We start from the raw sequence: 14,447 nt of genomic DNA, 5'->3' as shown, positions 1-14,447 counted from the left end.
TTTATGTTCCCACGAGTATCGTAGGCGCGTGCGACGCACAACGCAAAGCGGCGCTGAACTTGAAAGAGCTTCAAGAATTTCAGGGGGATATCAGGGGATAAGGATGCTCGTTCCCGTCGTGCGCCGACCTTCCAGATCGGCATGCGCCTTGGCGGCATCCTTCAGCGCGTAGCGCTGGTTTATCTTGATGTCGACCACGCCGCTCGAAACCACGTCGAACAAGGCAGCGGCAGACGCTTCGAGATCCTCGCGCTTGGCAATGTAGGTGAACAGCGTGGGCCGCGTTGCATAGAGCGAGCCCTTTTGCGAGAGCAGCGCCATGTTGAAAGGCGGGATCGGTCCTGACGATTGTCCGAAGCTGACAAACATGCCGCGCGGGCGCAGGCAGTCGAGCGAGCCAGGAAATGTGTCCTTGCCGACTGAATCGTACACCACGTCGCAGAGCTTGCCGCCGGTGATTTCCTTGACCTTCGCGACGAAGTCGTCGTCGCGGTAGTTGATGACGTGGTCGAAGCCATTTGCCTTGGCGAGCGCGATCTTGTCGGCGGAGCCTGCCGTGCCGATGACGGTTGCGCCCAGATGCTTTGCCCATTGGCCGAAGATGAGGCCGACGCCGCCGGCGGCAGCGTGGTAAAGCACCGTGTCGCCGGCTTTCACCGGGAAGGTGCGGCGCAGCAGATATTCCGCCGTCATGCCCTTCAGCATCATGGCGGCGGCTTGCTCGTCGCTCACTCCGTCGGGGATTTTGACCAGCTTTTCCGCCGGGATGACGCGCTCTTCGCAATAAGCGCCGAAGGGGGTCGAGTAGGCGATGCGGTCGCCTTTCTTCAGGCCTTCAACGCCGTCGCCCGTTTCCAGCACGACGCCGGCCGCCTCGCCGCCCGGGATCAACGGCAGTCCTGCCGGCGCCGGGTAGAGCCCGCTGCGATAATAGGTATCCAGGAAATTCAGGCCGATCGCCGTATGCCGGATCAACACCTGCCCTGCGCCGGGTTTGCCGGCGGGAGCATCGTCATAAGTCAGGACTTCCGGCCCGCCATGGGCATGGACTCGAATGGCTTTGGACATTGATCAGGCTTTCTTGGCACCGAGATTGGGAAAGAATTGCATGACGCCGCCGATGAAGAACAGATAGGCACCCGTCACGGCAATGCCGATCTTCACCCACTCGCTGGCATGCATGGTCTGCGCCAGTGCGATCGCGCCGAAGGCGCACCAGCCGAGAAACACGGCGAGGTTGAGATCGCGCAAGCGCTCGACCCGCACCGGATGCAGGAAATTCATCGGCACGAACGTCATGATCGCAGCGATCACCACTACGGCGAACGACACCCATTCGCCCGGCTCTATGACGAACAGCGTGAACACGAGCATGTTCCAGACGACGGGGAAACCCTTGAAGAAGTTCTCCTTCGTCTTCATGCCCGTGTCGGCATAGTAGATGGCGCTGGAAACGACGATCAGGGCTGCTGAGATGAATGACAGATTATCGCCCATGAAACCGCGCTGGTAGAGCGCAAAAGCGGGTATCAGCACGTAGGTGACGTAGTCGATGATGTTGTCGAGAAGTTCGCCCGACCATGTCGGCAGCACTTCCTTGACCTCGAGCTTGCGCGCGATCGGACCGTCGATGCCATCGACGAAAAGCGCCAGCCCCAGCCACCAGAACATGGCCGTCCAACGCCCCTCGCTTGCCGCGACCAGCGATAGAAAGGCCAGGAACGAGCCGGATGCGGTGAGGAGATGGACGGAAAAGGCCTTTGCTTGCGGCCAGGTGACTTTTTTTCGTTTCACGGGCCGCGCCAGTCCAATTTGCAGATTTCGGCCGAACGGCCGGCGAAATTCCAGTTTCGGCCAAAGGCGCGCATCTTGCTCTTGTCGGATTTGGCCACGATGATTTCAGGCGCGATCCAGTATTCGGAATTGGTGATCACCGTGTCGCCATCCCGGTTCTTGCCGGGGATAGGCGTCACCGCACCGTCGATGATTTTGGGTATCTGGAAGATACGCGTCTTGTCCTGCGTCTCGTAGCTGATCGGCACCTGCTCGACCCCGAGAAACTTTCCGACGAGGATCGACAGCAGCGAGGTCGTGCCGCCGGCCTTGCCGGTGAAAATCTTGGTGAAGGCCTTTGTGGCGTAGATGGAAGCGCGCCTGTCGATGAACAATCCGGCCGTCCAGTTGCCGCGGCTCATATAGCCGGGAATCTCCATGATCAACCCGAGGTTGAGGCCGGACAGATCGACATCGCCATAGTGACCGGCATCGATGCGAAAGCCGGCCCATGTCTGGCAATAGCCTTCCGTTGGCGGATGCCCCCCAAGCGAAAGCACGCAAGGGCAAAAAACCGTGCAATTGCAGGAGAGTACAAGCTCTCCTTTCATTGCCCAGCTTTGGTCGGCCATGGAACGTCCCCTTCCCGGTCAGGCGGAACTTACTAGAAGCGCCACAGCCCAGACAAGCAGTATCGCACCCGCGAGGCGCGTTGGAAAACGCTTTGTCCCTTGTTTTTCAACCACGGTAAACACCGCGATCAAGGCCATCCAGAACAAATTCATCGTGCCAACGGCAAACATCACCAGCATCAGCGCCCAGCAGCAGCCCAGGCACCAGACGCCTTGCTCCATGCCGAGCCTGAATATCTTGAACGGTTTCGCACTCCATCGGGCGAAAAGAATCGAAAAAGGGTTTCGGCACTTCTTCAGGCAGGCCTCTTTAAGGCTGCTGAATTGGTAAAGCCCGGCGATGCCCAGCGCCAAGGCGCCGGCAATGCCACGGACAGGGTCCAGGGGTTGAGCGCTTGCCGCCAGTGCCTGAACGGCAAGCGTCAGGCCGGCGAACAATGCCGATGCGGCGAGCCAGACGGTGAGATAACCGGCGGCCAGCACCAGCGGATGAACCACCGGCTCGCGCTTCTGCCGCGCGGTATCGGCAATCTCGCAATAGGTCCGGATCATAGGTGCCGCCGAGGGCAGCATCATCGCCAGCGCCATCAGGAACCACATCAGCGTAAGCGCCGCATAGGCGGTGAATCCTGCTCCATCCAGCGGCGCAGGTGTCATGCACAGCGCGAAAAACCGCTCGACAGAGTTCGGCAGGGAAATGTCGGGCAGCATCCGCAGGACACGGTCGCCCGGCGCGGCACTGCCCGGATCGCGGCTTTCGGCGCCGCGAATGGCCATGGCCGCGATCACCAGCCATGACAGGACGATGCCAGCGGCAAGCACTGCATAGACCGCCCAGCGCGGACTTTTCGCGACGATTGCTGCCGCGCGCCCTGCCCGGTCGAGATGGTCGAACCCGTCCTGATTGGTGCTCATGGCAAAGCGATGGGCTGAATCGCCACGTTGATCAAGCCCGAGGCGCTGCTCTATATGAAAACGTCCGGCGCGTTGCCGGCAGCGCGCAATTAGCCGGATCGCAGCCTTGAACCGAACTGATCAAGTCAACGTCATCGTCGCGGGCACCGGACCCGCCGGGCTGATTGCAGCACTGGCCTTTGCCGATGCTGGTTTCGCGGTAAGCCTCGTCGGCCCCGCCGTGAGCGGCAAGGACCGCCGGACCACGGCCTTGATGACGCCGGCGCTGAAATTCCTCGACACACTTGGCATCACGGCTGCAATCGAGCCGAAGGCCGCGCCCTTGCGCATCATGCGCATCATCGACGCGACGCGGCGACTGATCCGAAGCCCGATCGTCACCTTCCACGCCAGCGAGATCGGCGAGGCACTTTTCGGGCTGAACATTCCCAATCGCGACCTCAACGAGGCGCTGGAGCACGCTGTTACGAGCCATGCGGGCATTGCCTGGCATCGCTCGCTGGTCGAGCGCTGGCAGATTGATGGGGATGGTGTGCTGGCTACTCTGTCCGACGGAACGGAAATCGCGGCAAAACTGGCTGTCGCCGCCGATGGCCGCACCTCGCCTGCCCGCGAAGCAGCCGGCATTTCCACCTCGACACAAGCCTATCCGCAGGCGGCGCTGGTGATCAATTTCGGCCATACGCGCGGCCATGCCAACACCTCGACCGAGTTCCACACAGAGACCGGCCCGTTCACGCAGGTTCCCCTGCCCGGCGACCGGTCAAGCCTGGTCTGGGTCGTCGAGCCCGAAACGGCGGAACAACTTGCGGCGCTGGATGACGAAGCGCTGTCTGGCCGTGTCGAAGAACGCATGCAATCGATGCTGGGTCGGGTTTCGGTCGAGCCGGGCCGCCAAATCTATCCGCTGTCAGCGACCTTGCCGAAGCGGTTCGCGCAAAATCGCGTGGCGCTGGTCGGAGAGGCCGCGCATGTCTTCCCGCCAATCGGCGCGCAGGGCCTCAATCTCGGCGTCAGGGATATCCAGCAACTCATTGAGATCGCCTCGCTTAATCGTTCCGACCCGGGCTCGACCGATGCACTCTCGGCCTATGATGCGAAGCGTCGGCCGGATATCCTGGCCCGGTCGGGCGCCGTCAGCCTGCTCAACCAGTCGCTGCTGTCGAATATCATTCCGGCACAGCTTCTGCGCAGCGCCGGCCTTAGCATTCTCGGAAGCTTCGCCCCCCTTCGCACGCTGTTCATGCGGGAAGGCCTGCGCCCCGGAAGCGGTCTTTCGTCCCTCGCGTCTTCGCTACGGGAACAGATCCGGCGGTAGCATTCCGGTCTTGATCATGTAGAGCAGCGCCGTCACCGTCCCTACAGAGAAGCAGGTGGTAATCAGCACGCTGGCCGAAGCGCGCTCGACCCAGGTGTTGTACTGCTGCGCGATAACGAAGACGTTGGTGGCGGTCGGCAAGGCGGCAAGCAGAACCGCTGAGAACAGCCAGACTTCGGAAAAATTCCCGACCCAGCTCAGCACGACGTAGCAGATCAACGGATGCAGGATCAACTTGAGCGCGGTGATCGGTGCTATTTCCGTCGAAACCCGCTTCAGCGGCCTCAATGCCAGCGTCACGCCCATCGCGAACAGCGCACAAGGTGCGGCCGCGCGCGACAGATAGTCGAGGAAGCGCTCTATCGGCATCGGCGGGCGAAACTCGGCGTAAGCAGCCGCCACACCGATGATGGTCGAGATGATGAACGGATGCAGCAGGATCTTTTTGACCACGCCGAACGCCAGTTGCAGCGGCGGAACCTTCTCGCTGCCGGCCAGCGCCATCATCATCGGCGCGACGGCAAAGTGAATGGTGTTTTCGAAGCAGAAGATCAGCGCGACAGGCACCGCCGCTTCCTCGCCGAAGGCCAGAAGTGCGATGCCCGGCCCCATATAGCCGATATTGCCGTATGAAGCGGCGAGCCCCTTGATCGTCGCCTCCGCGATCTTTCCACGCGAAAGGATCAGCGATCCGACGAACATCAGGGAGAAAACGAGATAGGTCGAAAAGACCGAGCCGAAGATATAGCTCCACTCCGTCAGCTTCTCGACAGGCGTCTTGGCTAGAAGCTGGAAGAACAGCGCCGGCAGCGCGACATAGATGATGAAGGTGTTCATCCAGCCGAGCGCTTCGAGGGGCTGGCGCGTTATCCGCGCCACCAGAAACCCCATGAATATCAGCCCGAAAAAGGGCAGAACCAGACCGACGACATCCGACATGATGATTGCTTATCCGAAACTCAGGCCCGCGCTAACCCGTTGTTCCTCAATGCGTCAACCCGTTTGGGATTGAATTGCGCCTCAGCCTGCGCCAAATAATGTGTGAGAGTTGAAAGCGTGATTGAAATGAAGACAGCAAAATTTGCGATCGGCCAGGTGGTGCGTCACCGTCTGTTCCCGTTCAGGGGCGTCATTTTCGACGTCGATCCGCAGTTCAACAACACCGAGGAATGGTATGAGGCCATCCCCGCGGGCGTGCGTCCGCGCAAGGATCAGCCATTCTACCATCTGCTCGCCGAGAACGAGGAAACCGAATACATCGCCTACGTGTCGGAGCAGAACCTGCTCGAAGACGAATCCGGCGAACCTGTTCGGCATCCGCAACTGCGAGAACTCTTCGACAAGACCGCGGACGGCCGTTATTCGCCGAAACATCACGCGCGCCATTGATGCCGATCGGCTTCTAATCCGGCACAATAAAAAAGCGGGGCCAAAACCCCGCTTTTTCTGATCAGAGAGTGACGGCGATCAATTAGCCGTCTTCGCCTTGTCCTGCTCTTCCTTGAGCTTCTTGGCGAAGTCCTCGTTGTTCTTGGACACGAATTCCTGAAGTTTCTTCTGGCGATCCTCGAGATCGGACTGCTGCATCGCCGGGCCATCATAGGCGCCGGTGAAGCCGGACAGCGAAACCTTGATCGGGTTCGGCTGGTTCTGGAAGTTGACCGACGTCAGCGTCAGCTCCGAACCCTTCTTGAAGGATGCGATGAGCTGGTCCGAAAGCTGGGCTTCGGCAACGCAGCGGTCCGGGAAGCAGATGACGTAGTCGAGCTTCTGCGCCTTGCCGCCATCGATCTGCAGGCCGATGCCGGGAGGCACGAGGCGGCCGGTCGGAACCGTGACTTGAAACACCTTGCGGTTCACCTTGCCCTTGAGCTCGATCAGGCTGATGCCGGTGACGAGCTGGCCCGAAGCGGCGGTGGAAATGTTCTGCACATTGCAGATGTCCACGTCTTCCTGCTTGGAACAAGCCTTGAACCAGCCCTGCGGAATCTGCGGCTGCTGCTGTTGTGCCGCGGCCGGCACGAGACCAGCGGCGAGCATGCCGACCACGCCTGCGGCCATGACCGAAAGACGGGCAGTGTCGGTTTTCAAGCTCGTCATCTATCAATTTCCTCTCAAATGTTCCCGGAACCGGCTCATGGTGCCGTTCGTAACCGCTACCTGTTGGCTAAATGAGGCAACAGCATGGCTTTTGCCGGCGTGTTACACCGCCTCGCGTTGCGAATCCAGCCCGGTTGCGGCGATTATTGGTGGCAATTTCCACTCTAACCTCACAATAGTGCCGCCGTGATAGATTCTTATTCGAATCATCCAGAATGTTCGAGTGAGGGCTAACTACCAATGTGCCGCATGTTTCTATCGCTCTGTGCCGCCATGGCCTTGTTGCCGGCGCTTGGGGCTGCGGCACTGGCCGAGCCGAAGCACGCGGTTGCGATGCAGGGAGAGCCGGCCCTGCCTGAAGATTTTTCGAATTTTCCCTACGTCAATCCGGATGCACCCAAGGGCGGCAGCGTCACCTATTGTGTGGTCGGCAGCTTCGACAATCTGAACCCATTCATCATCAAGAGCCTGCGCACCACGGCGCGCGGCATGATCGACACGATCTACGGCAATCTGGTCTTCGAATCGCTGATGCAGCGCAGCATGGACGAGCCTTTTTCGCTTTACGGCCTGCTGGCTGAGTCGATCGACATGCCGGAAGATCGCAAATCGGTCGAATTCCACCTCAACCCGAAGGCAAAGTGGTCCGACGGCGAACCCGTGACGGCCGACGATGTTATCTTCACCTACGAGGTCTACACGGAAAAAGGCCGCCCCCCTTACAGCGACCGCATGAAGAAGATCGCCAAGCTTGAAAAGACCGGCGATCTCAGCGTGCGCTTCACTTTCAACGAACTTGCCGACCGCGAATTTCCGCTGATCATCGCGATGACGCCGATCGTGCCGAAGCACTTCTTCAACAAGGAGACTTTCGACCAGACGACGCTGAAGCCGGTGATCGGCAGCGGGCCATACCGGGTTGGCAAGGTGGCACCGGGCCAGCGCATCGTCTTCGAGCGCAACCCTGATTACTGGGCCAAAGATCTGCCGGTGAAGCGTGGCATCGACAATTTCGACCGCGTCACGCTCGAATATTTCCTGAATGCCAACGCTATGTTCGAGGCCTTCAAGAAAGGCATCTGCTCGACCTTCGCCGAGGCCGACCCGGTCAAGCGCGAGCGCAGCTTCGATTTTCCGGCCCTCAAGGACGGCAGGGTCGTCACCGAAGACTTCGAGAGCGGCCTGCCGCCGGTGGTCAATGGCTTCCTGTTCAACACGCGGCTGCCGAAATTCGCCGATGTCAGGGTGCGCCGCGCGCTCGGCATGCTCTACGATTTCGAATGGGCCAACAAGAACATGTTCGACGGCCAGTACAAGCGCACGGCGAGCTTCTGGCAGGATTCCGAGCTTTCCGCGCTCGGACGCCCGGCAAGCGAGGCAGAACGCGCGCTTCTTGCGCCCTTCCCCGGCAAGGTGCCGGCGGACGTCATGGACGGCACCTACCAGCCGCCTGTGACGGATGGCTCCGGCCGCGACCGCAAGGTGCTGAAGGCTGCCCTCGATCTCCTGGAAAGTGCGGGCTACCGCGTCGAAGGCGGCAAGCTTGTCGGCGCCGACGGTGAGCCGTTCAGCTTCGAGATATTGACCACATCGCAGACCGAGGAGCGGCTTGCCGCACTCTATCAGCGCTCGCTGGAAAAACTCGGCATCGACGTCAACATCCGCGCGCTCGAGTCCGACCAGATCCAGATGCGCAAGCAGCGTTTCGACTTCGACGTTTTGTTCGGCTCCACGGGCTTCCTCGGCACGCTGTCACCCGGCATCGAACTCACGTTCCGCTGGGGTTCCGAGTCGGCGAACGTCCCCGGCTCGTTCAATCTGGCTGGTGTCGCCGATCCGGCAGTCGATGCGATGATCGAGGCGATGCTGCATGCTCGCGACAAGGACAGCTACGTCGCTGCCGTGCGCGCGCTCGACCGCCTGCTGATTTCCGGGGCCTATATGGTGCCGATGCAGCACAACAAGAAAGAATTCCTCGCTTATTGGGCCAATCTGGAACACCCGGCAAAGACTCCTATATTCGGTAACCATTTCCCGACCTGGTGGCAGAAGCCGAATTGACGGCAAAGGAGGATTTCCCGATGAGCGACGAAAAGCAATCCATCACCATCGATGTCGTCTCCGACGCCGTCTGCCCCTGGTGTTTCATAGGTCAGAAGCGGCTCGACAAGGCCGTTGCCGCCGTGCCCGAAGTCGATGTGCAGATACGCTGGCGGCCGTTCCAGCTCGACCCGACCATTCCGCTCGAAGGCAAGGACCGCAAGCAATACATGCTGGCGAAGTTCGGCAGCGAGGAACGGCTGCGCCAGATCCACGCCAATATCGAACCGCTGGGGGCTGCCGAAGGCATCGACTTCGATTTCGACGCCATCAAGGTCTCTCCCAACACCATCGACGCTCACCGCGTCATGCGCTGGGCCTCGGCTGCCGGCCCGGAAGTGCAGAACAAGCTCGCACGGCGGCTGTTCCAGCTCTATTTCGAAGAGGGCCAGAACATCGGCGACCACGCCGTTCTGACCGAAGCCGCGCGTGAGGCAGGCATGGATGCGCCGGTGGTTGAAGCAATGCTTGCCACCGACACCGACCGCGACGCGGTTGCCAACGAGGCCGCCACCGCGTCGCGCATGGGCATCACCGGCGTGCCGTGCTTCCTGCTCGAGGGCAAATACGCTGTCATGGGTGCGCAGGAGAGCGACACCCTGGCCGACGCCATCCGCCAGATCGCTGGTGCCAAGGCGCGCGGGGAGCTGGAGACGGCGGCCGGCTGAGGCGCCGGGACAGTTTACTTTTTGCCCCTTGCGCGAGATCGCAACCGCCGCGCCTTTCCGGGGCAGACACGTAAACTGTCCCCGGGTGCACTCCGGTGCGTCCTTCGAGGCTCCCCTTCGACAAGCTCAGGATCGCACCTCAGGATGAGGGAGGTTGGCGCCTTGCGATCTTTGACACTTCAAGGATGGGGGATGGCGCACTGCGGTCCTCTTCCTGAGATGCGAGCACATTTCAGAATGGATCGCCTCTACCGGCCCACCCTCCCTGATCCTGAGACGTTCCTACCCTTCATGAAAAGGACTTCTGCCGGCACACCCTCCCTCATCCTGAGGTGCGAGCGTTAGCGAGCCTCGAAGGACGCACCTGTTCATCGCCACGCCTGCTTTCGCATCTGGCCATTGTCAAAGAGCCGGGAAAGACGGGCGGCCGAAATCTCGCTCATCTTTTGTATTTTTCTGCGATCTTTCGACCGCCCGTCTCGGTGTCTGTCCCGAAGTTGGCCGGTCACAACGCCCGCTCCATGTACATTCCATGGACAAGACGCCGCGGGTTCTCCGCATCCTGCGCGATCTGCCCTTGGTCCTTCCGCCACAGGTTTTCACCTGCAGCTTCCAGCCAGGGCATGCGGCCGCAGGACGCCGGCCTGTGTCGGGCCCTCGGGTTCCTGGCTACCACACCAGGGCGGGAGGTCACCGCCGCTCTCCCCGATCCCGGTTCCAGAACCCGGTCCCGCAAGAGCGATGGAGGGATTATGCCGGCGGTGTCTTGGGGTGTGGAAAGATTGGGGGTGAAAAAATGTGTGATGTGAATGGAAACAATGGGTTGGGTGGAGATTTGCGGTGAATCTTTCCCCCAGTTCGCGAGCTTCAGCTTCGGCAGTTCTGCACCGCAGCGGCTTCATCGATGTTCCGGCATGGATTCCCGACACTCTCCGCTCGCTAACGCTCGCTCACGAGGTCGAGAATGACGGATGTCATGGAATGCTAGGCTCAAATCACTTGTGTTGGAGAGAAGGGTTGCTTTGCAGAACTCTCGTGCAAGTCGCCAGCTGAACGCGCGTCAATATCAGGACGGGACCGTGCCTGCCGATGCTCGGAATGGGTCCCGGATAACCTCCGCTTCGCTACGGTTTCCGGGATGACGACTTCATGGTTGGCGCCGCCAATCGCCAAGGTTGACGTTAGAAGTGCTGTCCTCTCTTCGTCATCCCGGGCGCAGCATGAGCGAAGCGAATGCGGAGACCCGGGACCCATGCCGGAATGGAAAGGAGCTTCAGCGGTGCCGAACGCGCGCCAACATCAGGACCGGGCCGTGCCTGCCGATACTGCGGCCAATGGGTCCCGGATAACCTGCGCTTCGCTCCGGTTTCCGGGATGACGAACTTCGCGGCCACCGCCAACCTTCCGCGTTGACAAGCAGCTCTCACAAAGCCTGCCAAACGCCTAGGCCGCCTTCTCCACCAGCCGCGCCAGTTGCGTCATCACCACTGCCGAGCCAGCGAGGCGCTTTTCGGCGTTGGGCCAGTCGCGGATGAAGACGACGCTCTGGTCCGGCCTGATCTTGGCGAGCGACCCCTGCTCCGAGATGTACTTGACCAGACCCGCCGGGTTGGAAAACTCGCGCTTGCGGAAGTGGATGACCACGCCCTTCGGCCCGGCGTCGAGCTTTTCGACATTGGCCTTGCGGCACAGCGCCTTGATGAAGACGATCTTCAACAGATGCTGGACCTCTTCCGGCAGCGGGCCAAAGCGGTCGATGAGCTCGGCGGCGAAACCGTCGATTTCTTCGGGCGAATCGAGATCGGCCAGGCGGCGATAGAGCGCCAGGCGCAATTGCAGGTCCGGCACATAGGATTCGGGGATCATGACTGCCGTGCCGACCGTGATCTGCGGCGACCAGCCGCCGTCGATGACCTCGCCGGTGCCGCGGATTTCGGCGACCGCCTCCTCCAGCATCTGCTGGTAGAGCTCGAAGCCGACCTCCTTGATGTGGCCGGACTGTTCCTCGCCCAGAAGATTGCCTGCACCGCGAATGTCGAGATCGTGGCTGGCCAGCTGGAAGCCGGCGCCGAGCGTGTCGAGCGATTGCAGGACTTTCAGGCGGCGGTCGGCGGTGTCGGTGAGCTTGCGATTGGCCGGCAGCGTGAACAGCGCATAAGCACGCACTTTCGAGCGGCCGACGCGACCGCGCAGCTGATAGAGCTGGGCCAGGCCGAACATGTCGGCGCGGTGCACGATCAGCGTGTTGGCCGTCGGAATATCGAGGCCGGATTCGACGATGGTCGTTGAAAGCAGAACGTCGTACTGGCCGTCATAGAATGCGTTCATGATGTCGTCGAGCTCGCCCGGCGGCATCTGGCCGTGGGCGGTCGCGACCTTAAGTTCCGGAACAGATTCCTGCAGGAACTGCTTGATTTCAGTGAGGTCCGAGATGCGCGGCACGACATAAAAGCTCTGGCCGCCGCGGTAGCGTTCGCGCAGCAGCGTCTCGCGGATGACAAGCGGGTCGAAGGGCGAGATGAAGGTGCGCACCGCCATGCGGTCGACCGGCGGCGTGGCGATCAGCGACAGTTCGCGCACGCCGGTCAGCGCCAGTTGCAGCGTGCGCGGGATCGGCGTTGCCGACAGCGTCAGCACATGCACATCGCTCTTGAGCTCCTTCAGCCGCTCCTTGTGCTTGACGCCAAAGTGCTGCTCCTCGTCGATGATCAGCAGGCCGAGATTCTTGAAGGAGATCGATGCGCCGAGCAGCGCGTGGGTGCCGACGACGATATCGACCGTTCCTTCGGCGAGCCCCTTCTTGGTCTCGGCCAGTTCCTTTGCGCCAACCAGCCGCGACGCCTGGCGCACGACCAGCGGCAGGCCGGCAAAGCGCTGGGTGAACGTCTTGAAATGCTGGCGCGACAGAAGCGTGGTCGGCACGACGACGGCAACCTGAAACCCTTCCATCGCGGCAATGAAGGCGGCGCGCAGCGCCACTTCGGTCTTGCCGAAGCCGACATCGCCGCAGATCAGCCGGTCCATCGGGCGGCCGGCGCCAAGATCGTCCATGACGGAATCGATGGCGCGCTGCTGGTCGTCGGTCTCCTCATAGGGGAAGCGCGCGGCGAACTCGCCATAGAGCCCGTCCGGTGGGTTGAGCGCGGGGGCCGCGCGCATCTGGCGTTCGGCGGCGATCTGGATGAGCTGGCCGGCCATTTCGAGCAGCCGGCGCTTGAGCCTAGCCTTGCGCGACTGCCATGCACCGCCGCCGAGCTTGTCGAGCGGGGCTTCCGCCGAATCCGAGCCGAAGCGCGACAGGAGCTCGATGTTTTCGACCGGCAGGAACAGGCGATCGTCGCCGGCATAGTGGATTTCGAGGCAGTCATGCGGTGCGCCGACCGCCTCGATGGTGCGCAGGCCGACGAAGCGGCCAATGCCGTGATCGGCATGAACGACGATATCGCCGGCCGAGAGCGAGGCGGCTTCGGCGATGAAATCGGAGGCGCGCTTGCGCTTCTTCGAGCGCCGCACCAGGCGGTCGCCCAAAATATCCTGTTCGGCGACGACGACGAACCCGTCCGTCTCGAAGCCGGATTCGAGCGGCAGCACGGCAAGACCCGCCTGCCCCGCTGTCAGCTTCTCGACATCCGCCAGGGTGGCGACAGGCGTCAGATTGCCGAGGTGGTGCTCGGCAAGAATCTGGCCGAGCCGGTCGAGAGAACCTTCCGTCCAGCCGGCAATGACGACGCGGCGCTTGGCGGCGCGCACGTCGCCGATATATTTGACCGCCGCCTCGAAGACATTGGCGTTGGGATCGGCGCGTTCGAGCTCGAAACTGTGACCGGCCTTCGAGCCGCCATGCAGCAGCTTGCGGCCGCCGGTGTCGGGCGTGTCGAAGGGCGTGAATTCGATCGCGGCGTGGTCTGCCAGCGCTGCCGTCACGTCGTCGGGCGAGAGATACATCCGGGCCGGCGGTACCGGCTTGTAGGGCACGGCATCCTTCAGCGCGCCGTCCGCCTGTTGCCTGCGGGACTCGTAATAGTCGACGATCAGCGTATGGCGCTCGACAAGCGCCTCGCGGGCGAGATGGTCGAACACGAAAGGCGCGGTCGGCAGGTAGTCGAAAATCGTCTCCAGCCGCTCGTAGAAGAAGGGCAGCCAGTGCTCCATGCCGGCGAAGCGCCTGCCCTCACTGATGGCAGCATAAAGCCCGTCATCGCGCGCCGGTGCGCCGAACGCCTCGATATAGGAGCGGCGGAAGCGGCTGATCGCCTCGGGCGTCAGCGCCACCTCGCTCATCGGCTGAAGCGTCAGCGCCTTGCGCTGGCCGGTGGTGCGCTGGGTGGCGACGTCGAAGGCGCGGATCGATTCCAGCGTGTCGCCGAAGAAATCGAGCCGCAGCGCCTCGGTCGAGCCCGGCGCGAAGAGATCGAGAATGCCGCCGCGCACGGCGAATTCGCCGACATCGCGCACCGTGGCGACACGGTCGAATCCGGAATTCTCGAGCCGCGAAATGAGCGCGTTCATGTTGATCTGGTTGCCGGACCTGGCGTGGAATGTCTGCGCCTCGATTGCGGCAGCTGGCGGAATGCGCTGCAGAAGCGCGTTGGCGGTGGTGAGGATGACGGCGCGGTGCGGCTTCTTCGCCAGCGCGGTCATTGCCGCCATGGCGTCGAGGCGGCGGGCGGCGGCGTCTGCTCCGGGCGAGACGCGGTCGTAAGGCAAACAATCCCATGCCGGGAATTCCAGCACCGGCAGTTCGGGAGCGGCAAAGGCAAGCGCCTCGACGATTGCCGGTAGGCGCTGGCCGTCGCGGGCAACGAAGATCACCGGCGCATCGGGGGCGGTCTCGGCAACCGCCTGCGCAAGCGCGAAGGCTTCATAGCCGTCGGCGATGCCATCGACGATGAACTGGCCGGTGCCGCCCTTGGGTAGGCCGATTTTCTTGATCAGGCTCAT

Annotated in this window: 11 protein-coding genes; 4 read left to right on the top strand and 7 right to left on the bottom strand. The window is 61.9% G+C overall.

Going from position 1 to position 14,447, the window contains the following annotated elements; genetic code table 11:
• Positions 1 to 90 precede the first annotated feature (90 nt).
• From DZG07_RS14075 to DZG07_RS14060, 4 genes are read right to left on the bottom strand one after another with little or no spacing between them, the layout of a single operon-like run.
• Positions 91 to 1,068 carry a quinone oxidoreductase gene (locus tag DZG07_RS14075; protein ID WP_119817944.1) on the bottom strand — a complete coding sequence of 326 codons (978 nt, stop codon included), beginning with the start codon at positions 1,066 to 1,068 and terminating at the stop codon, positions 91 to 93.
• Positions 1,069 to 1,071: 3 nt separating this feature from the next.
• On the bottom strand, positions 1,072 to 1,794 hold the full coding sequence (gene pcsA / locus DZG07_RS14070) for a phosphatidylcholine synthase (protein ID WP_280141834.1): 723 nt from the start codon (positions 1,792 to 1,794) through the stop codon (positions 1,072 to 1,074).
• A complete protein-coding gene (locus DZG07_RS14065) occupies positions 1,791 to 2,405 on the bottom strand; it encodes a DUF1326 domain-containing protein (protein ID WP_119817941.1) in 615 nt (204 codons plus the stop codon). The genes pcsA and DZG07_RS14065 overlap by 4 nt, the downstream gene beginning before the upstream one ends.
• Before the next feature lie 18 nt (positions 2,406 to 2,423).
• Positions 2,424 to 3,320 (bottom strand): DUF2182 domain-containing protein, encoded by an 897-nt coding sequence (locus DZG07_RS14060; protein WP_119817938.1) that lies wholly within the window; start codon positions 3,318 to 3,320, stop codon positions 2,424 to 2,426.
• A 106-nt stretch (positions 3,321 to 3,426) separates the two neighbouring features.
• Between DZG07_RS14060 and DZG07_RS14055 the strand changes: the two genes are divergently transcribed.
• Complete coding sequence (locus DZG07_RS14055) at positions 3,427 to 4,638, top strand: UbiH/UbiF family hydroxylase (RefSeq protein WP_119817936.1); 1,212 nt, start codon at positions 3,427 to 3,429, stop codon at positions 4,636 to 4,638.
• Here the strand turns inward: DZG07_RS14055 and DZG07_RS14050 are convergent.
• Entirely contained in the window at positions 4,615 to 5,577 is a 963-nt protein-coding gene (locus DZG07_RS14050; RefSeq protein WP_119817934.1) for an AEC family transporter, read from the bottom strand. The genes DZG07_RS14055 and DZG07_RS14050 overlap by 24 nt on opposite strands.
• Before the next feature lie 126 nt (positions 5,578 to 5,703).
• Between DZG07_RS14050 and hspQ the strand changes: the two genes are divergently transcribed.
• Entirely contained in the window at positions 5,704 to 6,027 is a 324-nt protein-coding gene (gene hspQ / locus DZG07_RS14045) for a heat shock protein HspQ (RefSeq protein ID WP_091913661.1), read from the top strand.
• Positions 6,028 to 6,105: 78 nt separating this feature from the next.
• Here the strand turns inward: hspQ and DZG07_RS14040 are convergent, their stop codons facing one another.
• Positions 6,106 to 6,738 (bottom strand): invasion associated locus B family protein, encoded by a 633-nt coding sequence (locus tag DZG07_RS14040; RefSeq protein WP_091913660.1) that lies wholly within the window; start codon positions 6,736 to 6,738, stop codon positions 6,106 to 6,108.
• Between the two features lie 240 nt (positions 6,739 to 6,978).
• On the opposite strand from DZG07_RS14040, the gene DZG07_RS14035 reads away from it, so the two are divergent.
• Positions 6,979 to 8,799, top strand: a complete 1,821-nt coding sequence (locus DZG07_RS14035) for an extracellular solute-binding protein (protein ID WP_119817931.1) — start codon at positions 6,979 to 6,981, stop codon at positions 8,797 to 8,799.
• A gap of 20 nt (positions 8,800 to 8,819) precedes the next feature.
• Positions 8,820 to 9,506 (top strand): DsbA family protein, encoded by a 687-nt coding sequence (locus tag DZG07_RS14030; RefSeq protein WP_119821727.1) that lies wholly within the window; start codon positions 8,820 to 8,822, stop codon positions 9,504 to 9,506.
• A gap of 1,443 nt (positions 9,507 to 10,949) precedes the next feature.
• Here the strand turns inward: DZG07_RS14030 and mfd are convergent.
• The gene (gene mfd / locus DZG07_RS14025; RefSeq protein ID WP_119817929.1) at positions 10,950 to 14,447 is read right to left on the bottom strand and encodes a transcription-repair coupling factor; all 3,498 of its coding nucleotides are present in this window, start codon (positions 14,445 to 14,447) and stop codon (positions 10,950 to 10,952) included.

The organism is Mesorhizobium sp. DCY119, from assembly GCF_003590645.1.
Lineage (GTDB): Bacteria > Pseudomonadota > Alphaproteobacteria > Rhizobiales > Rhizobiaceae > Mesorhizobium_M.
This window is presented reverse-complemented; position numbering and strand designations above follow the sequence as displayed.

Bases quoted from the DNA above. Each gene is read 5' to 3' on its own strand.
- DZG07_RS14075 (WP_119817944.1), bottom strand. From the start codon at position 1,068: ATGTCCAAAGCCATTCGAGTCCATGCCCATGGCGGGCCGGAAGTCCTG.
- DZG07_RS14065 (WP_119817941.1), bottom strand. From the start codon at position 2,405: ATGGCCGACCAAAGCTGGGCAATGAAAGGAGAGCTTGTACTCTCCTGC.
- DZG07_RS14060 (WP_119817938.1), bottom strand. From the start codon at position 3,320: ATGAGCACCAATCAGGACGGGTTCGACCATCTCGACCGGGCAGGGCGC.
- DZG07_RS14050 (WP_119817934.1), bottom strand. From the start codon at position 5,577: ATGTCGGATGTCGTCGGTCTGGTTCTGCCCTTTTTCGGGCTGATATTC.
- hspQ (WP_091913661.1), top strand. From the start codon at position 5,704: ATGAAGACAGCAAAATTTGCGATCGGCCAGGTGGTGCGTCACCGTCTG.
- DZG07_RS14040 (WP_091913660.1), bottom strand. From the start codon at position 6,738: ATGACGAGCTTGAAAACCGACACTGCCCGTCTTTCGGTCATGGCCGCA.
- DZG07_RS14035 (WP_119817931.1), top strand. From the start codon at position 6,979: ATGTGCCGCATGTTTCTATCGCTCTGTGCCGCCATGGCCTTGTTGCCG.
- DZG07_RS14030 (WP_119821727.1), top strand. From the start codon at position 8,820: ATGAGCGACGAAAAGCAATCCATCACCATCGATGTCGTCTCCGACGCC.
- mfd (WP_119817929.1), bottom strand. From the start codon at position 14,447: ATGAGCCTGATCAAGAAAATCGGCCTACCCAAGGGCGGCACCGGCCAG.